Annotated in this window: 21 protein-coding genes; 16 read left to right on the top strand and 5 right to left on the bottom strand. The window is 66.2% G+C overall.

Annotated features, from left to right (window positions below; all coding sequences use genetic code 11):
• Nucleotides 1-33: 33 nt before the first annotated feature.
• The 3 genes from GTH22_RS16620 (at nucleotide 34) to GTH22_RS16630 (ending at nucleotide 2,387) form a co-directional block, all read left to right on the top strand.
• Nucleotides 34-1,287, top strand: a complete 1,254-nt coding sequence (locus GTH22_RS16620) for an aminotransferase class V-fold PLP-dependent enzyme (RefSeq protein WP_252946647.1) — start codon at nucleotides 34-36, stop codon at nucleotides 1,285-1,287.
• A gap of 105 nt (nucleotides 1,288-1,392) precedes the next feature.
• On the top strand, nucleotides 1,393-1,863 hold the full coding sequence (locus GTH22_RS16625) for a hypothetical protein (protein WP_252946648.1): 471 nt from the start codon (nucleotides 1,393-1,395) through the stop codon (nucleotides 1,861-1,863).
• On the top strand, nucleotides 1,860-2,387 hold the full coding sequence (locus tag GTH22_RS16630; RefSeq protein WP_252946649.1) for a hypothetical protein: 528 nt from the start codon (nucleotides 1,860-1,862) through the stop codon (nucleotides 2,385-2,387). Before GTH22_RS16625 ends, GTH22_RS16630 begins: the two co-directional genes overlap by 4 nt.
• Before the next feature lies 1 nt (nucleotide 2,388).
• Here the strand turns inward: GTH22_RS16630 and GTH22_RS16635 are convergent, their stop codons facing one another.
• Entirely contained in the window at nucleotides 2,389-2,898 is a 510-nt protein-coding gene (locus GTH22_RS16635; protein ID WP_252946651.1) for a DUF1772 domain-containing protein, read from the bottom strand.
• A gap of 80 nt (nucleotides 2,899-2,978) precedes the next feature.
• Here GTH22_RS16635 and GTH22_RS16640 point away from each other — a divergent pair, with 80 nt between their 5' ends.
• The 13 genes from GTH22_RS16640 (at nucleotide 2,979) to GTH22_RS16700 (ending at nucleotide 15,738) form a co-directional block, all read left to right on the top strand.
• Nucleotides 2,979-3,608, top strand: coding sequence for a TetR/AcrR family transcriptional regulator (locus GTH22_RS16640; RefSeq protein ID WP_252946653.1), 630 nt, complete (start codon nucleotides 2,979-2,981; stop codon nucleotides 3,606-3,608).
• 215 nt (nucleotides 3,609-3,823) lie between these two features.
• Entirely contained in the window at nucleotides 3,824-5,173 is a 1,350-nt protein-coding gene (locus GTH22_RS16645; RefSeq protein WP_371928363.1) for an ABC transporter substrate-binding protein, read from the top strand.
• Nucleotides 5,174-5,219: 46 nt separating this feature from the next.
• On the top strand, nucleotides 5,220-6,455 hold the full coding sequence (locus GTH22_RS16650; RefSeq protein WP_252946655.1) for a carbohydrate ABC transporter permease: 1,236 nt from the start codon (nucleotides 5,220-5,222) through the stop codon (nucleotides 6,453-6,455).
• A gap of 94 nt (nucleotides 6,456-6,549) precedes the next feature.
• On the top strand, nucleotides 6,550-7,752 hold the full coding sequence (locus GTH22_RS16655) for a carbohydrate ABC transporter permease (protein ID WP_371928389.1): 1,203 nt from the start codon (nucleotides 6,550-6,552) through the stop codon (nucleotides 7,750-7,752).
• The gene (locus tag GTH22_RS16660) at nucleotides 7,749-9,002 is read left to right on the top strand and encodes a hypothetical protein (protein ID WP_252946658.1); all 1,254 of its coding nucleotides are present in this window, start codon (nucleotides 7,749-7,751) and stop codon (nucleotides 9,000-9,002) included. Before GTH22_RS16655 ends, GTH22_RS16660 begins: the two co-directional genes overlap by 4 nt.
• The gene (locus GTH22_RS16665) at nucleotides 8,990-10,009 is read left to right on the top strand and encodes an ABC transporter ATP-binding protein (RefSeq protein ID WP_252946659.1); all 1,020 of its coding nucleotides are present in this window, start codon (nucleotides 8,990-8,992) and stop codon (nucleotides 10,007-10,009) included. The genes GTH22_RS16660 and GTH22_RS16665 overlap by 13 nt, the downstream gene beginning before the upstream one ends.
• 64 nt (nucleotides 10,010-10,073) lie before the next feature.
• The gene (locus GTH22_RS16670; protein WP_252946660.1) at nucleotides 10,074-10,868 is read left to right on the top strand and encodes a S49 family peptidase; all 795 of its coding nucleotides are present in this window, start codon (nucleotides 10,074-10,076) and stop codon (nucleotides 10,866-10,868) included.
• A complete protein-coding gene (locus GTH22_RS16675) occupies nucleotides 10,869-11,045 on the top strand; it encodes a hypothetical protein (RefSeq protein ID WP_252946661.1) in 177 nt (58 codons plus the stop codon).
• 3 nt (nucleotides 11,046-11,048) lie between these two features.
• Complete coding sequence (locus GTH22_RS16680; protein WP_252946663.1) at nucleotides 11,049-12,014, top strand: calcium/sodium antiporter; 966 nt, start codon at nucleotides 11,049-11,051, stop codon at nucleotides 12,012-12,014.
• Between the two features lie 359 nt (nucleotides 12,015-12,373).
• Entirely contained in the window at nucleotides 12,374-14,218 is a 1,845-nt protein-coding gene (gene uvrC / locus GTH22_RS16685) for an excinuclease ABC subunit UvrC (RefSeq protein WP_252946664.1), read from the top strand.
• 211 nt (nucleotides 14,219-14,429) lie between these two features.
• The gene (gene pgsA, locus GTH22_RS16690) at nucleotides 14,430-15,047 is read left to right on the top strand and encodes a CDP-diacylglycerol--glycerol-3-phosphate 3-phosphatidyltransferase (protein ID WP_252946666.1); all 618 of its coding nucleotides are present in this window, start codon (nucleotides 14,430-14,432) and stop codon (nucleotides 15,045-15,047) included.
• Between the two features lie 2 nt (nucleotides 15,048-15,049).
• Nucleotides 15,050-15,295 (top strand): molybdopterin converting factor subunit 1, encoded by a 246-nt coding sequence (gene moaD, locus GTH22_RS16695; protein WP_252947665.1) that lies wholly within the window; start codon nucleotides 15,050-15,052, stop codon nucleotides 15,293-15,295.
• A complete protein-coding gene (locus GTH22_RS16700) occupies nucleotides 15,295-15,738 on the top strand; it encodes a molybdenum cofactor biosynthesis protein MoaE (RefSeq protein WP_252946668.1) in 444 nt (147 codons plus the stop codon). The genes moaD and GTH22_RS16700 overlap by 1 nt, the downstream gene beginning before the upstream one ends.
• Nucleotides 15,739-15,838: 100 nt before the next feature.
• Here the strand turns inward: GTH22_RS16700 and GTH22_RS16705 are convergent, their stop codons facing one another.
• From GTH22_RS16705 to ubiA, 4 genes are all read right to left on the bottom strand, one after another.
• Complete coding sequence (locus GTH22_RS16705; protein WP_252946669.1) at nucleotides 15,839-16,480, bottom strand: DUF2268 domain-containing putative Zn-dependent protease; 642 nt, start codon at nucleotides 16,478-16,480, stop codon at nucleotides 15,839-15,841.
• Nucleotides 16,477-16,806: a hypothetical protein gene (locus GTH22_RS16710; RefSeq protein WP_252946671.1), complete on the bottom strand. Its 330-nt coding sequence runs from the start codon at nucleotides 16,804-16,806 to the stop codon at nucleotides 16,477-16,479. The genes GTH22_RS16705 and GTH22_RS16710 overlap by 4 nt, the downstream gene beginning before the upstream one ends.
• The gene (locus tag GTH22_RS16715) at nucleotides 16,799-18,769 is read right to left on the bottom strand and encodes an OmpA family protein (RefSeq protein ID WP_252946673.1); all 1,971 of its coding nucleotides are present in this window, start codon (nucleotides 18,767-18,769) and stop codon (nucleotides 16,799-16,801) included. Before GTH22_RS16715 ends, GTH22_RS16710 begins: the two co-directional genes overlap by 8 nt.
• Before the next feature lie 72 nt (nucleotides 18,770-18,841).
• The gene (gene ubiA, locus GTH22_RS16720) at nucleotides 18,842-19,804 is read right to left on the bottom strand and encodes a 4-hydroxybenzoate octaprenyltransferase (protein WP_252946675.1); all 963 of its coding nucleotides are present in this window, start codon (nucleotides 19,802-19,804) and stop codon (nucleotides 18,842-18,844) included.

A 19,804-nucleotide genomic window follows, 5' to 3' on the forward strand; every position in this document is an offset into this window, starting at 1 on the left:
GGGCATAGAGCGGAGGCAAAGAAGGAGGCGCATATGCTGGGCAAGACATCGGAGCTGATCGAAGACGTGCGGGCGAGGTTTGCCCATGTGGAGAGCTGCCCGTTCACGGGCGAGCGGATCTTCTTCGAGAACGCGGGCGGGGCGCTGACGCTGAAGGCGGTTGCCGAGACGTCGGCGAAGTTTGCCGCGATCCCCGACAACCAGGGGCGCGACAACCCGGCCTCGGCCCACCTGATGGCGGTGATCGCGAAGGGCAAGGACGACGCGCGCACCTTCTTCAACGCGCAGGGTGGCGAGGTGATCGTGGGCGAGACCGGCACCGAGCTGCTGTTTCGGCTGACCCGCGCTGCCTGTGCGGCCCATGCCACGGATGGCGGCAAGGTCATCAGCTCGACGCTCGAGCACCCCGCGAGCCGGGTGGCGGCGGCGCGGGCGGCGGAGGCTTCGGGGCTGGAGCACATCCTCGTGGCGCATGACGATGCCAGCGGCACCGTTGGACCGGAGGCCTATGCCGCGGCGATGACGCCGGATGTGCGGGTGGCCACGATCGTGCATGCCTCGCCGGTGACGGGCATGGGCATGGATGTGGCGGCGATTGCCGGGGCGATCCGGGCGGTTGCGCCGGAGTGCACGATCATCGTCGACGGGATACAGCACGCGGCGCATGGGCATGTGGACGTTACGGCTGCCGGTGTGGATGGCTACGTGGTCTCTCCCTACAAGATGTTCTCGCGGCACGGCTTCGGGCTGGCCTGGCTTTCGGACCGGCTCGCCGCCGCGCCCCATGACGCGCTCAAGGAGGGCGGGCCCTGGGAGCTGGGCACGCGGGACACCGGGGCCTATGCGGTATTTTCGGATGTGGTCGACTACTTTGCGTGGCTCGGCGAGACGCTGGGCGAGACCGGCGACAGGCGCGCCCGGATCGAGGCGGCTGCGGCGGCGATCCATGCCCATGAGGCCGACCTGACCGAGGCGATGCTGAAGGGCACCGGCAACCAGAAGGGCCTGGCCGAGCTGAGCGGTGTGACCATTCTGGGAGGCGTCGAGAACCCGGCGCGGGAAGGGCTGGTTTCGTTGACGCTGGAGGGCATGAGCGCGGGAGAGCTGGTGGCCGCGCTGCGGGAGCGGGGCATTCGGACCCATGCCCGGGCGGCGGACCACTACTCGGGCAACGTGCTCGCCCCGCTGGGCCTCGACGGGTGCCTGCGGGTGTCGATGTGCCACTACAACACCGAGGGCGAGGTGGCGGCGTTTCTGGCGGCGATGAAAGAGCTGACGGGCGACTAGGCAGATTTCGCTCCCGGTGCTAGGCTTCACCTGCCCCTCGGCCAATTTTGGGCCGATTCCAAGGGGCGTGATGAAGATGACCAATGCATTTGTGGAGCGACCCCTATGGGAAAATATCAGATAGACGTTGTTCGTGGTGATGGTGTCGGCAAGCTGTCGTTCACCTCTTCCAGCCTGTCCGTGACCACGGACTGCTGGTGGGATCCGAAGATGGTGATCGTGGCCGGTGACTACTCGGTGGCGAAGGTGCACCGGGCCGACAAGGACCGGGTCTCAAAGGGGCTGCCCCAGCGCGAGGCCTTCTGGTTCGGGCCGCGGACGTCCTACAACGACGGCGCGAACGTGGGTGGCGGCGCGATGATCCATGCCGGCACGAGCGCCGGGTGGTCGAAGGGCTGCATCGTGATCAAGAACGATATCCTGCTCCAGATCTGGACCACGGTATCGCCCAAGGACCAGTTCATCGTGGATGTGTCGATTTCCGACAAGAAGGCGGAAACGGGCTGGAAGCGGCCGGCGGACCACGATTGCAACCCGCGGTTCATGTCGGGAATGATGACGGGCTTCTACGGGTGAGTCTGCGGCGCTGCGCCCTGCCGCTGGCCTTTGCGCTGGCGGCATTTCCGGCGCAGGCCGAACTGGCACCGGAAGACGCGGTGGAACTGGCGCAGATCATGGCCGGGCTTCCGGTGACGCGTCATGACGGCGTGATTGCCGCCATGCACGGGCGCGATGCGCTGTTTGCGCGGCTCAAGGATGGCGCCGAGGCCGGAGACAGCGAGAGCTATGCGGCGTTTCTGCTCTATGGGCAGGTGGCGCTGCTGAGCTTCGACGGGGCGACGGAAGAGAGCTTCACCGCCGCGATGAAGCCGCTCTATGACGCAGGGCCGGAGCGGATGCTTGCGGCGCTGGAGGCGGCGCCCTGGATGATTGCGGGCACCTGCTACCTGATCGGCGGCTGGTTCGGGTTTGAAGACCGGAACGCGGATGGGCGCGAGGGGTTTCTGGACTCCGAGCGGGCGCGGATCGGGGCGGCATTGCCCGGCCCGATGGCCGAGCGCTGCACGGCACAGATAGAAGCCCCGACGCGACCTTACTGACTTATTGACCTTGCATTGAGCGCGCCTTCAGCAGCGCCGCGCCCGCCATGGCGAGGGCGAGGCCGGTGAAGGCTGTGCGGGTCTGGTTCCAGACCTGCCAGGGGGCGGAGTAGGTGGCCCAGATGGCGGCGGCGTCTGCCTCGATCTCTGCATCGCTCACCCGTGCGAGGGCCTCGTTCATCGGGACGTTGACGGCCATGGTCAGGACGGTGCCGCCGAGCAGGACGGTGAGGCCCGCGAGGGTGAGCAGCATGGTGACTTGCCTGGGCTGGGCGCTTTTCCACGCGAGCAGTGCGGCCAGGAGCAGGGCCGGGCCGGTGAGGAAGAAGGCGGGGAAGAAGAGGGCGTTGCGGACGGAGGCGTTCATCGCCTGCATGGCGCGGATGGCGACCTCGGGTGCGGCTGCATCGAGGCCCCACATGGTGGAGCAGACCCAAGCGTAGAAGAAGCCGAAGAGCGCGCCGCAGAGCAGGAGCGCGGCGAGGGCGGCGATGCGGAAGGCGAGGGGCATGGCAATATCCGTATATGCTATTACGCTTGTTGCTAGTCCGTAACGTGATATACGGAAGCGTGTCAACAGGGAGCCGTGACATGCGCGAGGAAAACCGGACCAAGCGGGAAGAGCAGATCATGGCGGCGGCCTATGGGCTGCTGGAGGCGAGAGGCGCGGCGGGCATGTCGATGCTGGCGGTGGCCAAGGCGGCGAAGGCCAGCAACGAGACGCTCTACAACTGGTACGGCGACAAGCTCGGCCTGTTCCGGGCGATGGCGCTGCGCAACGGCGAGGCCATCGCGAGCCGCCTTGAGGCGGCGCTTGTGGCGGAGGCCTCGCCGCTGGAAACCCTCGATGCCCTCGGCCCGGTGCTGCTCGAGCTGCTGACCGGCCCGCGGGCGGTGGCCCTGGCGCGGGCGGCGGCGGGTGATGCCACGGGCGCGCTGGGCGCGGTGCTCTCAGAGGTCGGGCGGGCGCGTATCGCGCCGATGATCGAGGCGCTCTGCCAGCGGGCGCTGGACGAGCGCGCCCTGAGGGGCGGCGATGCCGGAGCCATCTGCGAAACCTACCTTGGCCTGCTGCTGGGCGACCTTCAGATCCGCCGGGTGATCCATGCCGCACCCCCGCTGCCGGCGGCCGAGATCCGCAGCCGCGCCGACAGGGCGCTGATGGCGACATGGCGGCTTTATGCCCGCGAGGAGTCTGGCAGACAGTTGCACAAAAACTAGGCAGCCCCCGGGCAAGACCCCGCATCCTACCGCAAAAACGGGAAAAAACCGTTGCCCAGCCCGGTCCGGCCTTCAACTATGAAGGACATCGGGGGAGCGCGCGCAACGACGCGGACTGGCCAGAGGGCCGACAGAAGACCTCCCCTAGGCGCGATCGAGTAACGCGAAGACTGGTGCGAACAGCGCTGGAAAAGACAAAAACTGGGAGGACTTCCATGACCTATGTGACCCTTAAACGCGGGCTTCTGGCCGCGACTGCGCTGACTCTCGGCACGGCGATGGCCGATGCCCAGTCGATCCGCTTCTGGACCACCGAAGAGCAGCCCGAGCGGCTGGCGAAACAGCAGGAGATGGCGAAGGCCTTCGAGGCTGAAACCGGCACCGCTGTCGAGGTGATTCCCGTCACCGAGACCGATCTTGGCACCCGCGCCACCGCCGCCTTTGCCGCCGGAGACCTGCCGGATGTGATCTATCACACCATTCAATACACCCTGCCCTGGGCCGAGGCGGGCATTCTGGATGCCGAGGCGGCGACCGAGGTGTTGGAAGAGCTGGGCACCGATACCTTTGCCCCCGGCCCGCTCGCCATGGCCGCCTTCGAGGATGGCACCGCAGCCGTGCCGGTGGATGGCTGGACGCAGATGATCGTCTATCGCAAGGATCTGTTCGAGGAGAACGGGCTGGAGCCGCCGAACTCTTACGCCAATGTGCTTGCCGCCATCGAGACCCTGCACAACCCGCCGGAGATGTATGGCTTTGTGGCCGCGACGAAGGTGGATGAGAACTTCATGTCTCAGGTGCTGGAGCATGTCTTCCTCGCCAACGGCGTGTCGCCGGTGAACGAGGAGGGCTTTGCGCCGCTCGATGAGGCGGCCACCACCGAGGTGCTCGATTTCTACAAGGCCATCGCAGAGGCCTCGCCGCCGGGTGAGCTGTTCTGGAAGCAGAGCCGCGAGCTGTATTTTGCCGGGCAGGCGGCGATGATCATCTGGTCGCCCTTCATCCTCGACGAGCTGGCAGGGCTGCGCGATGACGCCCCCCCGACCCTGACCGACGATCCGACCAGCGCCGAGCTGGCGGGCAAGACCGGGATCGTCACCACCTTCTCCGGCCCCTCCAACCCAGAGGGCGCGGCCTGGGGTGACATGCGCTACTTCGGGATCACCTCGGATGCCGATACCGATGCCGCCGAGGAGTTTGTGAAGTTCTCGATGGGCGAGGGCTACATGGACACGCTCTCGATCGCGCCCGAGGGCAAGTTCCCGACCCGGCGCGGCACGGCTGAGGAGCCGGATAAGTTCAAGACCGAGTGGTCGATGCTCGACGTGGGCGTGGACCGGAAGGCGGCGCTTTCGGACCTCTATGCGCCGGAGATGATCGACGAGATCGTCAGCGGGCTGGACGTGGCGCAGCGTTGGGGCGTTGAGGAGGGGCAGCTTTCGCTGGCCTCCAAGATGATCAACAGCCAGGTCATCAACCGGCTGGTGCGGGAATACATCGACGGTGCCCGCGATGCGGCGGCGACGGTTGCGATGATGAACGAGGAGCTGGCGAAGGTTCAGTGAACCTTTGCCTTCGGGCGGCGGGGGTGCCTCGCCGCCCGGCCTTGAAATGACCGAAACACCAATCCCCCCCAAGGGCCGCGGCCCGCTTGCCAGGCGCGAGGCCCGGCTGGCGTGGGGCCTGCTGGCGCCAACGATCATCAGCGTGTCGCTGGTGGTGATCCTGCCGTTGCTGGCGATCTTCTGGATCAGCTTCAAGCCGATCGGGCTGGCCGACCTGCGCCCGCCGTCGCTGAGCGTGAACGAGCAGCTGCGCGATGCCGATGAGGCGGAGCCCTACATCCGGTACCGGGTGCGCAACACCAGCCAGGACATCGCGCTTAGTTCGGCCCGCTTTTCGGACAGCTTCCCCGAGGGGGTCGAGCCGGGTGCGGTGCCGGAGGGTTGCACCTATGCGGCCCGCACCCTGACCTGCGATCTGGGCGAGGTGGAGGCCGGGGGGCGCAGCGAGATCCGGGTGCCGATCCTTGCCGACGACCCGGAGGCGATGGAAGACCCGCTGGAAGACAGCGAGCCGGAAGTGGTGGTGAAGGCGCCGAATATCCTCACCAACTTCGAGTTCTCGCTGGAGAACTTCGCCCGTGTCTTCGATGGCGGCGAGTTCTGGTCGGTGCTCTGGGTGACGCTGGTTTACACGGTCTTCGGCACCATCGGGGCGCTGGTGATGGGGCTGTTTGCCGCCATGCTGCTGAACAAGAGCTTTCGGGGGCAGGGGATTTTGCGGGGGCTCTACCTGTTTCCCTATGTCGCGCCGGTGATCGCGGTGGCTTTCACATGGGTGACGCTGTTCGACCCGTTCAGCGGAAGCGCCAATGCGCTGCTGATCCAGATGGGGGTGACGGAGGAGGCGATCAACTTTTTCGGGCAGCGACCGCTGGCGCTGATCATGGTGATCATCTTCGAGATCTGGCGGTATTTTCCGCTGAGCTTTCTGTTCATCCTCGCGCGGATGCAGAGCATCGACACGGATATGTATGAGGCGGCGGACATGGACGGGGCCAGCCCGTTTCAGAAGTTCTGGTATTTGAGCCTGCCGCAGCTTCTGGGCATTCTGAGCGTGCTGTTCCTGCTGCGCTTTATCTGGACTTTCAACAAGTTCGACGACATCTTTCTGCTGACCGGGGGCAATGCGGGGACGCGCACGCTGACGGTGAACGTTTATGAGCAGGCTTTCGCGATCAGCAATATCGGCGCGGGGGCGGCGGTGGCGGTGGTGATCTTCGGCTGCCTGATTGCCTTTTCGGTGGTGTTCTTCAAGTGGATCAGCCGGGAGGAAGGGCTTTGAGCGTGGTGCCTTTTGCGGTCGGTGCGCCGTGGGGGCCAGCCCCCACACCCCCGGAGATATTTGCAGCAAGAAAATGGGGGCGGGTGTGAGCCTTTTGTGGCGCGGATACCTGACGGCCCCGGTGCTCGGGGCGCTGTGGATGCTGGTGGTGGCGACCACGGTGGCGGTGGGCTTTTCCTTTGCGACGGGCGAGGCGTTTCGGCCCTCGGTGGGGCTGTGCTTGCTCTGGGGCGTGGTGGTTGGGCTGAGCGCGGTGATGCGGCTTGGCTCGGTGTCGATGCTGGGCGCGGTGATCGGACTGGCGGGGGTGACGCTGGCGGGTGTGGGGCCGATGGTGATTGGCGCGGACGTGGGCGGGCTGGCGGAATGGCTTTCGGCGCTGGTGCTGGGCGCGAGCTTTGCGGTGAGCTTCTGGGGGATCGTGGCGGGGCTGAAGCCGGGGGTGCTGACGCGGCACGAGTTCGAGGAGGCGGTGATCCGGTTTCTGACCGGGTTCGGCTACATCTTCTTTACCGCCATCGTGGTGATCCCGTTTTACGTGATGGTGATGACCTCCCTGAAGAACCAGCAGGCGCTGTTGCAGAATCCGCTCGACTTTTCGATCGAACTGTCACGCGGCTGGGACCTGCTGCGCAGCTATGTGGAGCTGTTCGGGCAGTATGACTTTGGCCGCTATCTGTGGACGAGCTTTTACATCTCTTGCCTGACGGTGTTTATCACCCTGCTGTTCTCGGTGCCCGGCGCCTATGCGGTGGCGCGGCTGAGGTTTGTGGGGCGGGCGGCGTTTTCGCGCTCGATCCTGCTGATCTACATGGTGCCGATGATCGTGCTGGCGCTGCCGATCTACATTGCCTTTAGCCAGATGGGGTTGAGGAACACGGTGTTTGGCATCGTGCTGATCTATCCGGTCACGACGATCCCGGTGGCGCTCTACATGTTGCAGGGCTACTTCCGCGGGCTGCCGGCGGAGGTGGAGGAGGCCGGGTTGATGGATGGGTTGAGCCGGCTGGCGGTGATCTGGAAGATCACCCTGCCGCTGGCGCTGCCGGCGCTGGCGAGCGTGTCGCTCTATGTGTTCATGATCGCGTGGAACGAATTCCTGCTGGCCTTCATGCTGCTGGATGACCCCTCGAAATTTACCCTGACGCGGGCGGTGACGAGCCTGAACAGCTCGGAGGTGCCGCGACAGCACCTGATGGCGGGGGCGGTGATTGCGACGGTGCCGATCATGGTGCTGTTTCTCGGATTGGAGAAGTTCATGACCAAGGGCCTCACGGCGGGATCGGTGAAGGGATGACGCGGGATGAGGAGGCGCGGGCCATTCTGAAGGGGAACGACCGGGGCGGGTATACGGTGCCGACGGCGGGCTTGTATCCGTATCAGTGGAACTGGGATTCGGTCTTTGCCGCGCTGGGGTTTGCCGAGCATGACATGGCGCGCGCCTGGGACGAGTTGGACACGCTCTTTGCCGGGCAATGGAACAACGGGATGGTGCCGCATATCCTGTTTCACAAAGTTGATCCGGGGTATTTTCCGGGGCCGGACGTGTGGCGCGGGGTGGGGCTGATCCCGTCGAGCGGGATCAGCCAGCCGCCGATTGCGGGAACCTTCGTGCGCTGGCTGCTGGAGATGGACGAGAGCTTTGCGGCGCGCGCCGAGGCGCTGGTGCCGAAGCTGGTCGACTGGCACCGCTGGTTCATGACGTGGCGCTGCGAGGGCGGGGCGATTGTGGTGACCCACCCATGGGAGACGGGGCGCGACAATTGCCCGGATTGGGACGGGCCGTTTGCGGCGATCGAGCCGGTCGGGATCGAGAGCTACCGGCGGCGGGATACGACCCATGTGGTCGAGGAAGAGCGGCCCTTGCAGGCGCAGTATGACCGGTTTCTCTACCTGGTGAAGCTGGGGGCGGAGAGCGGCTGGGACGAGGCCCATCTGCGCGAGGCGAACCCGTTTCGGGTGGCCGATCCGACGATGACCTTCACGCTACTGCGGAGCACGCGGGACCTGCTGGTGCTGGCGGAGCGGTTTGGTGGCCCGCGCGACGAGATCGCGGGGTGGATTGCCACAATGGAAGAGGGGGCGGAGCGGCTGTGGAATGCCGAGGCGCAGACCTATGACACCTTCGATGAGCGGGCAGGCAGGCACTCGGGCGTGGTGAGCAATGCGAGCTTTCTGAGCTGGTATGCGGGGGTGGGGGGTGACCGGATGTTGCCGCAGCTCGAGCGGGTAATGGGGCTGGAAACCTATGGCATCCCCTCTACCGATCCGGCGCATCCGGCCTATGAGCCGAAGCGTTACTGGCGCGGGCCGGTCTGGGCGATGATGAACCTGCTGATCGCCAAGGGGCTGGCCGAGCAGGGCCATGGCGAATGGGCGGGCAAGATCACCGAGAACACGCGCGCGATGATCGCGGAAAACGGTTTTGCCGAGTATTTCGATCCGCGAGACGGCGCGCCTGCGGGCGGGCGCAACTTTACATGGACGGCGGCGGTGTGGCTGGCATGGGCCTCGCCCACCGCAGGGAGGAACGCATGGGCAGCATAGAGCTGAAGGCGGTCGAGAAGTGGTATGGCGAGGTGCAGGTCATCAAGGGGGTGGACCTGAAGATTGATGACGGCGAGTTCATCATCTTCGTCGGCCCTTCGGGCTGCGGAAAGTCGACCCTTTTGCGGATGATCGGCGGGCTGGAGGAGACCTCGCGCGGGCAGATCCTGATCGACGGCGCCGACATGACCGCCGCGCCGCCCTCCAAGCGGGGGCTGAGCATGGTGTTTCAAAGCTATGCGCTCTATCCGCACATGAGCGTGGCCGAGAACATGGGGTTCAGCCTCAAGACGGCGGGCGCGCCGAAGGCGGAGATCGACGCCAAGGTGGGCGAGGCGGCGCGGGTGCTGAAGCTGGAGCCCTACCTGGAGCGGCGGCCCAAGGATCTCAGCGGCGGGCAGCGGCAGCGGGTGGCGATCGGGCGGAGCATCGTGCGCGACCCGACGGCGTTTTTGTTCGACGAGCCGCTCTCCAACCTCGATGCCTCTCTGCGCGTCGAGATGCGCTACGAGATCGCCAAGCTGCACCAGAGCCTTGCCACGACGATGATCTACGTGACCCACGACCAGGTGGAGGCGATGACGCTGGCCGACCGGATCGTGGTGCTGGAGTTCGGCAAGATCGCGCAGGTGGGCACGCCACGGGAGCTTTACGAACGCCCGGCGAACCTGTTCGTGGCGCAGTTCATCGGCTCGCCCAAGATGAACGTGATGCCGATTGATGCGGGGCTGACCCTGCCGGCAACGCCGGAGGGCGTGGCGCAGGTGGGGATTCGGCCAGAGCATATCGAAGTGGTCGAGAGTGGCGGGGCCTGCACGGGCAGGATCGACGTGATCGAGTATCTGGGGGCCGATACCTATGTGATCGTCGATGCGGGCGAGGCCGGGCAGATCACGGTGCGGGCGCCGGGGAATACCGAGCTGAAGGAGGGCGCGCCGATTGCCCTGGGCTTCCCGCAGGAGGCGCTGCATTACTTTGACGGGAGCGGGCTGGCAATTAGCGGGTGAACGCGGCGAAACGGGGCGTCACCCGGCCTTGTTCCTGCATCTGCGCACACTTACATGAGGGGTCATGCGCCTGCGTCTCCCCTTCACCAACCGCCCGCCGCTCGTTTCGGTCATTCGCCTTCAGGGCGCGATCGGCGTGGGCTCGCGCGGGATGAGCGATGCCGGGATGGCCGCGCCGATCGAGCGGGCCTTTCGCAAGGGCAAGCCGGTGGCGGTGGCGCTGCAAATCAACTCTCCCGGTGGCTCTCCGACGCAGAGCGCGCTGATTGCCGCGCGCATCAGGCGGCTTTCGGCAGAGAAAGAGGTGCCTGTTTTTGCCTTTGTCGAGGACGTGGCGGCTTCGGGTGGCTACTGGCTGGCGACGGCGGGCGATGAGATTTTTGTCGATGACAATTCGATTGCCGGCTCGATCGGGGTGATCTCGGCCAGCTTCGGGCTGCATGAGTTCATCGGCAAGCACGGGATCGAGCGGCGGGTGCATACCGCCGGGCAGAGCAAGAGCTTCATGGACCCGTTCCGCCCCGAGAAGCCCGAGGATGTTGAGCGCCTGAAGGCGTTGCAGGAGGTGATACACGGCAACTTCATCCGTCAGGTGAAGGCGCGGCGGGGCAGCAAGCTGGACGATGGCACCGAGCTGTTCACCGGCGATATCTGGGTTGGGCAGCAGGCAGTGGACGTGGGGCTTGCCGATGGGGTTGGCCACCTGATCCCGACGATGAAGGCCCGCTTTGGCGACAAGACCCGCTTTGCCGTGCACGGGCCGCGCCGTGGGCTGTTGAAGCGGCTGGGTGCAGAGGCCATGAACGGCGCCGTGGGCGCGGTGGAAGACCGTGCGATGTGGGCGAGGTTCGGGCTTTAGATGCTGCTCAAGGCTGTCATTCTCTTTCTGGCCGCGATGGGCCTGCTTGCGATCTTCGGAAAGCGGAAGGTGAGCAAGAAGAAGCCCCCCGCGAAGCCGGTAGAGAAGGCCAGGAAATGCCCCGAATGCGGAAGTTACCGGATCGGAGCGGGCAAGTGCGCCTGCGGGAAGGGCTGATGCATGGCCTATGATCTGATGATCGCAGGGCTGGGCCTTGTGATCCTGCTGCTGGCTGGCGATGCACTGGTGCGCGGGGCGGTGAACATCGCGCTGCGGCTCGGCATTCCGGCGCTGATCGTGTCGCTGACCATCGTGGCCTTCGGCACCTCGGCGCCCGAGCTGCTGATTTCGGTCAACGCGGTGCGCGACAATGCGGGCGGGCTGGCGCTGGGCAACGTAGTGGGCTCCAACATTGCCAACGTCCTGCTGGTGCTGGGCGTGCCCGCGTTGATGCGGGTGCTGGCCACGAAAGACCACGACACCCGCAGAAGCTTCATGTTCATGATCGCGGCTTCGCTGCTGTTCATCGCCTGCTGCTACCTCGGCCCGATCCGGTGGTGGCACGGGCTGGTGCTGATGGCGGCGCTTTCGGGTGTGCTCTGGGATGCGATCCACAGCGCCCGCAACCACCGCCGGGCCACGGCGACGCAGGACTACGGCGCGGATGAGGACGAAGACCTCGAGGGCGCCGACCCGTCGATGCCCTGGTGGAAGATCGGGGTATTCACCGTGCTCGGCCTTGCGGGCCTGCCGCTGGGGGCAGATCTGCTCGTCGACAGCTCGGTGCGGATTGCCACGGTTCTTGGTGTTTCGGACACGGTGATCGGGCTGACTCTGGTGGCGATCGGCACCTCGCTGCCCGAGCTGGCCACCACGGTAATGGCCGCGCTGCGCAACCAGGCAGATGTGGCGCTGGGCAATGTGATTGGCTCCAACATGTTCAACCTGTTGGCCATTATCGGCATCGCCAGCTTTGTCGGGCCGGTTCCGGTGGACCCGGAGATCCTGAGTTTCGACCTCTGGGTGATGCTCGCGGCCTCGCTGGCGCTGGTGCCTTTTGTGTTCCTGAAGCAGAACATGGGCCGCAGAATCGGTGCGCTTTTCAGTCTGTTGTACGTGGCATATTTAGTGGTCGTCGTCGTCTGACGGCTTCGGCTCCGAGGTTGCCGCGACGTCCGCTTTGCTCCTGACAGGAGGGGCAGGAGTACAATGGCATACCGAGTTATCCATCGGGCCGCGAAACGTTACAAAACGTTAACAAATTCTTTAATGATTTCATTAATTTAGAGATCGGAATAAAATATTCCATGTGATTTCAATGACTTGGAATATCGCCCAAAAAGTGGGCAAAGCACGGAATCTGCCGGAAAATAAGGGTATTTCAGGGACGGCCGGGAGTTCTCCAGAGAGTTATCCACAGAAACCGTGGAGAGCTTTCCTATTGCTCCAGCCCCACTACCATTGCAGCCATGACGGGGAATCAGGATCAAGATCAAGTAGGTGCCATGAAGACCGGCCATGAGGTAATTCGCGACCAGTTGCGGCATCTGGACGGCTCCCCGGGGGTTTACCGGATGCTCGATGGCGAGAGCCGGGTGCTTTACGTCGGCAAGGCGCGCAACCTGAAGGCGCGGGTGTCGAGCTATGCCCGGCCCACGGGGCACAGCCCGCGGATTGCGCGGATGATCTCGGAAACCGCGTCGATGATGTTTCTGACCACATCGACCGAGACCGAGGCGCTGCTGCTGGAGCAGAACCTGATCAAGCAGCTGAAGCCCAAGTTCAACGTGCTGCTGCGCGACGACAAGAGCTTTCCGAATATCCTGGTGGCCAAGGATCACGCCTTTCCGCAGATCAAGAAGCACCGGGGCGCGAAGAAGGAGAAGGGCGCCTATTACGGCCCCTTTGCCAGCGCGGGGGCGGTGAACCGGACGCTGAACCAGTTGCAGAAGGTCTTTTTGCTGCGCAATTGCACGGATGCCACCTTCGAGACCCGCTCCCGGCCCTGCCTGCTCTATCAGATCAAGCGCTGCTCCGCGCCCTGCGTCGGCCATATCAGCGAGGCGGAGTACGGGGCGCTGGTGGGCGATGCGGAGCGGTTTCTGCAGGGGCGATCGACCAAGGTGCAGGAGCAGCTGGCCGAGCAGATGCAGGAAGCCTCCGAGGCGATGGAGTTCGAGCGGGCCGCCGCGCTGCGCGACCGGATCAGGGCGATGACGGCGGTGCAGACGACGCAGGGGATCAACCCGCGCTCCACCCCCGAGGCGGATGTGATCGCGCTGCACATGGAGGGGGGACAGGCCTGCGTGCAGGTGTTCTTCATCCGGGCCGGGCAGAACTGGGGCAACCGGGACTACTACCCACGTCTTGGCGGGGCGGAGAGCCCGGCGGAGGTGTTGCAGGCCTTTGTCGGCCAGTTCTACTCCACCAAGGAGCCGCCGCGGCTGGTGCTGCTCAGTGACGACATCGAGGACCGGGAGGTGATGGAGGCGCTGCTGAGCGAGGCGGCGGGCCGCAAGGTGGAGGTGAACGTGCCGCAGCGGGGCGAGAAGGCCGAGCTGGTGGCGGGGGCGCTGAGGAATGCGCGGGAGAGCCTGGCGCGGAAGATGAGCGAGAGCGCGGCGCAGTCCAAGCTGTTGAAAGGATTGGCGGAAGCCTTTGATCTCGCCGCGCCGCCGAGGCGGATCGAGATTTATGACAACAGCCATATTCAGGGCACCAATGCCGTTGGCGGCATGGTGGTGATGGGGCCGGATGGCTGGATGAAGAGCCAGTATCGGAAATATAACATCAAGGGCGAGGAGCTGGTGCCGGGAGATGACTTCGGCATGATGAAAGAGGTGCTTTCGCGGCGCTTCAAGCGGCTGCTGAAGGAAGATCCGGACCGGCAGAGCGAGACCTGGCCCGACCTGCTGCTGATCGACGGCGGCGCCGGGCAGGTGAGCGCAGTGGGCGAGATCATGGCTGAGTTGGGGGTGGAGGATGTGCCCTTCATCGGCGTGGCCAAGGGGGTGGACCGCGACCACGGCAAGGAAGAATTTCACCGCCCTGGCCAAAGGGTTATGGCGCTGCGCCACAACGATCCGGTGCTCTATTTCGTGCAGCGGATGCGCGACGAGGCGCATCGGTTTGCCATTGGCACCCATCGCGCCAAGCGGGCGAAGTCGATGGTGGCCAACCCGCTCGACGAGGTTGCCGGTGTGGGCGCGACGCGCAAGCGGGCGCTGCTGGCGCATTTCGGCTCGGCCAAGGCGGTGAGCCGGGCGGCGCTGGCGGATCTGAAGGCGGTGGAGGGGGTCAGCGAGGGGCTGGCGCAGAAGATCTATGACTTCTTCCATGAGAAGGGGTGAGCACGGGGCACCGCCGGACCTTGTGTTAACCCATAGGGATTAACCGCGAAAAGCACAGGGGCACATCCGGTACACAAGCGGTACACACCCTGTGCATACGTCATCCGACATAGCGGACGTTAATCAATGCAGCGTGCGCTGGCCATTGCCGCCAAAGAGGCGCGGCGAACGGCTCTTCCAGACGCCACGGCAACGCGATACACCGGTGGCGATGGTCTGGACGCTGCCCAATATCCTCACGGTTCTGCGCCTGCTCGCCGCCCCCGGCGTGGCGGTGATGTTCCTCTATTTCTCCCGCCCCTGGGCCGACTGGTTTGCGCTGGTGCTCTTTGTCACGGCGGCGGTGACGGATTTTTTCGACGGCTGGCTGGCGCGGAAGTGGAAGCAGGAAACCAAGATCGGCGCGATGCTGGACCCGATTGCCGACAAGGCGATGGTGGTGATCGCGCTGCTGGTCATCACCGGGTTTTCCGGCATGAACCCGTGGATCCTGCTGCCGGCGACGCTGATCATGTTCCGCGAGGTCTTCGTCAGCGGCTTGCGGGAGTTTCTCGGTGACACCGCGGGCACGCTGAAGGTGACGAACCTCGCCAAGTGGAAGACGACGGCGCAGATGACGGCCATTGCCATTCTCTTCCTCGGCACGGGGCTCGACTGGCTGACCCACCGTGGCGACAGCCCCGGCGGCCTTGCGCGCTTTCGCGATGGCCCGGCGGGCTGGGCGACGGTGGCGGGCATCTGGGTGCTCTGGATCGCGGGGGCGCTCACGCTCATCACGGGCTGGGACTATTTCCGCAAGGCGCTGCCCTTCCTGAAGGGGCCGAAATGACGGTGGATGTGCTTTACTTTGCCTGGGTCCGCGAGCGGATCGGGCTGCCGCGCGAGGCGGTGGAGACCGAGGCCGCGACGGTGGCCGCGCTGGTTGACGAGTTGCGGGCGCGGGAGCCGCGCTATGCGGCGGCCTTCGAGGATGTGAGCGCGCTGCGGGTGGCGCTGGATCAGGAACTTGCCGATTTTGACGCGCCGCTTGCGGGCGTGCGCGAGGTGGCCTTCTTTCCGCCGATGACGGGGGGATGATGGCCGAGGTTCGGGTGCAGGCCGAGGGCTTTGACGCGGGCGCGGAGCTGAACCGGTTTTCGGCGGCGCAGGCCGGGGCCGGGGCGGTGGTGAGCTTTACCGGCGTGGTTCGCGACGTGGCGGGCGGGCTGGAGGCGATGGAGATCGAGCATTACCCGGGGATGACCGAGAAGGCGATTGCCGGGATCGTGCAGCAGGCCGAGGGGCGCTGGCCGCTCACCGGGGCGCTGGTGATTCATCGCCACGGGCGGCTCGAGCCGGGGGCGCAGATCATGATGGTGGCGACGGCCTCGGCGCATCGGGTGGCGGCCTTCGAGGCGGCGGAGTTCCTGATGGATTACCTCAAGAGCCGGGCGCCGTTCTGGAAGAAGGAAGTGACCCGGGACGGGGATGGCTGGGTTGAGGCCGTGGAGGCCGATGAGGATGCGCTGAAGCGCTGGTGAGCGCGGGTTTCGGGCCGTGCTTCGTTGTGCGGGGCTTGGAGTGGGGGCCAGCCCCCACACCCCCGGAGATATTTGCAGCAAGAAAATGAACGGGGCGCGGTCAGACCAGCGGGCGGAAGTGCTCTGGCGGGTCGTGGGCGAGGGCGGCCGAGGTGGCGGTGGGGTGTTCGGCGAAGTAGCGGGCGACGAGCTGGGTGGCGGCGGCGTAGCCGAGCCATAGCGGGTAGACGCCGGTGCCGAAGAACCATTCGTTGTGGTCATAGCCGGGATCGGACCAGAGGGTGCGGATGGTTTCGCGGTGGCTTTGAAGCGCGTCCGGCACGGCGTTTTCCCAAGGCTCCAGCGGCGGGCCGAAGAGATCCTGCGCGAAGTGGCAGGCGAGGCCTTCGGAAACGAGGGTGGCGCCGAGGGTGGTGCCGTAGCCCGGCCCGTCCCACCGGGCGGCGTGGTGCAGCTCGTGGGCGACCATGCGCTCGAAGCTCTCGTTGGTGTTTTGGGCGAGGGCCGGGTTTTGCGGATCGACCGTGAGGATCAGCGTGCCGGGGCCGGGGGCGAGGCCGACGTGGCCCTTCTCGGGAATGACCTGGGTGCCGGCGCGCAACACGATGTCGAGCGGGCCGAGGGGAAGGCGGGCGGCGGCGCGGGCGTGGGTGGTGTGGATGGCCTGGGTGAGCCAGGGGGCGAGGCCATCGAGGGCGCCGCGGGCGTTGCAGAGGTGCAGAGCGAGGGAGGCCGCGCTCATCCGGCCTGCTGGTGGCGCTCGATGTAGCTGCGCAGCTCTTCGGCCTCGCGGCGGGCGTCGCGCAGGCCGTCCATGGCGGCCGAGAGTTCGGCTTCGGTCTGGGAGAGCTGGTTGGTCAGCTCGGCCTCGCGCTGCTGGAGGTAGGCGATGGCCTGGTCGCGGGTTTCTTCGGCTTCGTGGAGCGATTGGGCCATCTTGTCGAGTTCGCCTATCTCGGACTGGGTCACCCGGCTGAGGCGGTGGATGAGCCAGTTGGCGAACCATCCGAGCATGAAGGCGACAAAGAGGATGATTGCCGTGACGATGATGAACTCTGATCTACTCACCCGGGGTCTCCGCCTCGCCTTCTTCTTCTGCGCCGTCGGTGGCAGCCTCGGTGGCAACTGCGTCATCTGACGGGTTCTCACCTTCTGCCCCATCAGCCCCGGCAGCGCCAGCCTCTTCGGCACCCGCGGCAGAGACGAGCTTGAACTCGATGCGGCGGTTGGCCTCGCGGCCCTCTTCGGTTTCGTTGTCCGCGATCGGGATTGCCTCGCCGTAGCCGATGGAGGTGATCCGGCCGGTGAGCACGCGGCGGTCCATCAGGGCCTGAAGCACGGCGTCGGCGCGCTGCTGGGAGAGCTGCTGGTTCATCTGTTCGCGGCCTTGGCTGTCGGTGTGGCCGCCGATCTGGAAGGCGAAGTCGATTTCGGAGCACTTGCCCTTCAGCACCTCGGCGATGCGGTCCATCACGCCGACGGCGGGGCCGGTGATTTCGGTCGAGCCGGGTTCGAAGGTGATCTTCGTGGCCTGGTTGATGGCGACGATCTTGGCGAGGCACTGCTCGGGGGTGGGCAGGTCGGCCAGCGGGTCGAGCTCGGCCTGGTAGGTGACGGCGAGTTCGAAATGCGCGCCTTCGCCCAACTTTTCGGCGAGGTGGCGGGCGATCTCGGCCTTGGCATCGGGGTTGCCGGTGATGCCGCGCACCTCGATGTAGGCGGGCTGCACGACGACGGTGCCGTTGTTCAACTGTCCGAGGGCGGTGAGCCCGGCGAGCACGCGGATCGGCCAGCCATCGGGGAGGTCGGGATCGAGGCGGGTGGCGAGGTAGACCGCTTCGGAGCCGAAGCTGGCCTGGGCGAAGCTGCGCACCGCCTCGCGGACCTGCTCGTTGGTCACCCGGCCGCGCAGGGCCACGCGGCCCTCGGGGGAGCGGGTGGCGACGAATTCGGGCGGCCCCTGATCGGCCTCGCCGGTGCCATCGACGCTGACCTTCTCGGGGAGATTGGAGGCGAGCGAGAAGACCTCGGGGAGGTTGCTTTCGAGATCGCCGACGACGCGGTCGAAGTCATTCTGCGCGGTGCCGGCAAGCGCGATGAGGGAGATGTCGGCATCGGAGAAGGTGACGGCGCCGCCGCCCAGCTCGCCCACGGCGGCGATGGCCTGTTCGGCGGCGGTGGCCCAGTCGGGGGTGGGCACGCCGAGGCCGAGCACGCAATCGGCCTGGCCTTCGAGCCCGACGGAGCGGGCGGCGGAGAGGATGCGGCGGCGGGTTTCCTCGGTGTCGGCGGAGCAGGCATCGAAGCGGGCGGTGCCGTTCTCGTCGATCAGGAAGCGCAGGGTGAAGGGGGTGATGACGGGCCGGGGCGCGGTGATGTCGACCACGAGTTTGACCCCGTCGGGGGCCTCGCGGGCGAGCATGGTTTCGAGCCTGCGCTTCTCGGCGCCGGAGGAGGAGATGGCGGTGACGGCCACGCGGTTGGCGGCGATGGAGACCTTGGAGCGCGGCAGGGCCTTGAGCGCGTAGAGGCCGAACTTGACGGCGCGGTCCCAGCCTTCGGGCAGGGGGTAGTCGGCGGTTTCGAGCAGGTCGGTGATGGCCACGTCGCTGCCCACGGCGCCGGTGATGCGCTCGGCGAACTCGTCGCGGTCGACCTGCGCGGGGATGAGGCCGATCATCGAGATTCCGTCGTCGTTGCGCAGGATCTCGATGGAGAACTTGGGGGCGGTGATGGGCTTGGCGGGCTCGACCTCGATCTGGTCGATGACGCGGGTGGCATCGACCACGGCGCCGGTGGCGGAGAGCGCCCGGAAGCGGGCTGCCTCGGAGGGGGCGGTGCCGGCGAGGCGCACTTGCAGGCCGTCTGTCTGCACCGTGGCCCAGTCGTGTCCGCCTTCGATCAGCGCCGTCTTCACCGCGGAGTGAGACCCGCGTTCGATGAGCCCTGCGGCGGCGGTGGCGCTGAAGTAGCAGAGCACGGCGGCGACGATGAGCGCGGCGAGGGTGACGAACTTGGGGCTGAGGCGCATGAACACTCCGGCACGGCTGCGGGTTGATCCTTGCTTTAGAGCGCCCCGCCGCCGGGTGCAATCATGCTGCGATCACAGAAGGATGACGGCGGCGAGAAACAGCACAGGGATGAGCCCGGCGTCGCGGTTGGAGCGGAACAGGCGCAGGCAGGTGGCGGGGTTTTCGATGTCGAGCTGACCGAGCTGCCAGGCGAGGTGCCAGCCCATGGCCCAGGCCCCGCCGGCTGCGAGGGCCAGTTGCAGGGGGGAGGCGGGCTCGATCAGGGCGGCGATCATGGCGACGGTCAGCAGGGTGATGGTGAGGGCGAGGAAGAGGCGGAGGATGGAGGGGGAGCTTTCGCCGAAGAGGCGGGCGGTGGATTTGACGCCGATGAGGGCGTCGTCCTCGATGTCCTGGTGGGCATAGATGGTGTCGTAGAACACCGTCCAGGCGATGCCGGCGAGGTAGAGGAAGGCGGGCGCGAGGGAGAGCGCGTTGGTATGGGCGGCCCAGGCGAGGAGGGCGCCCCAGTTGAAGGCCAGCCCGAGGAAGATCTGCGGCCACCATGTGAAGCGCTTGGCGAAGGGGTAGATGCAGACGAGGCCGAGGGAGGCCACGCCGAGCCAGATGGCCATGGGCGGGAAGGTGAGCAGGATGGCGAAGGCCACCAGCGCTTGGGCTGCCATCCATGCCGCCGCCTGCCGCACGGTGACCGCGCCCGAGGGGATGGGCCGCGAGCGGGTGCGGGCCACCGAGCCGTCGATATGGCGGTCGGTGATGTCGTTCCAGGTGCAGCCCGCGCCGCGCATCAGAACGGCGCCGATGCCGCAGCCGAGGATGATCCAGAGGTCGAACCAGCGCCAGCCGGTCGAGGCTGCCGCCAGCAGCACGCCCCACCAGCAGGGCAGCAGAAGGAGCCATGTGCCGATGGGCCGGTCGGCGCGGGAGAGGCGGAGGTAGGGGCGGGTGGCGGGGGGCGCCCAGCGGTCGACCCAGTTGCCCGAGACGGCATCCGCGACTTGCCCGGCATCTGGCCTTTCGGTCTCGGCGTGCAT

Origin of the sequence: Oceanicola sp. 502str15 (genome assembly GCF_024105635.1) — a bacterium.
Lineage (GTDB): Bacteria > Pseudomonadota > Alphaproteobacteria > Rhodobacterales > Rhodobacteraceae > Vannielia.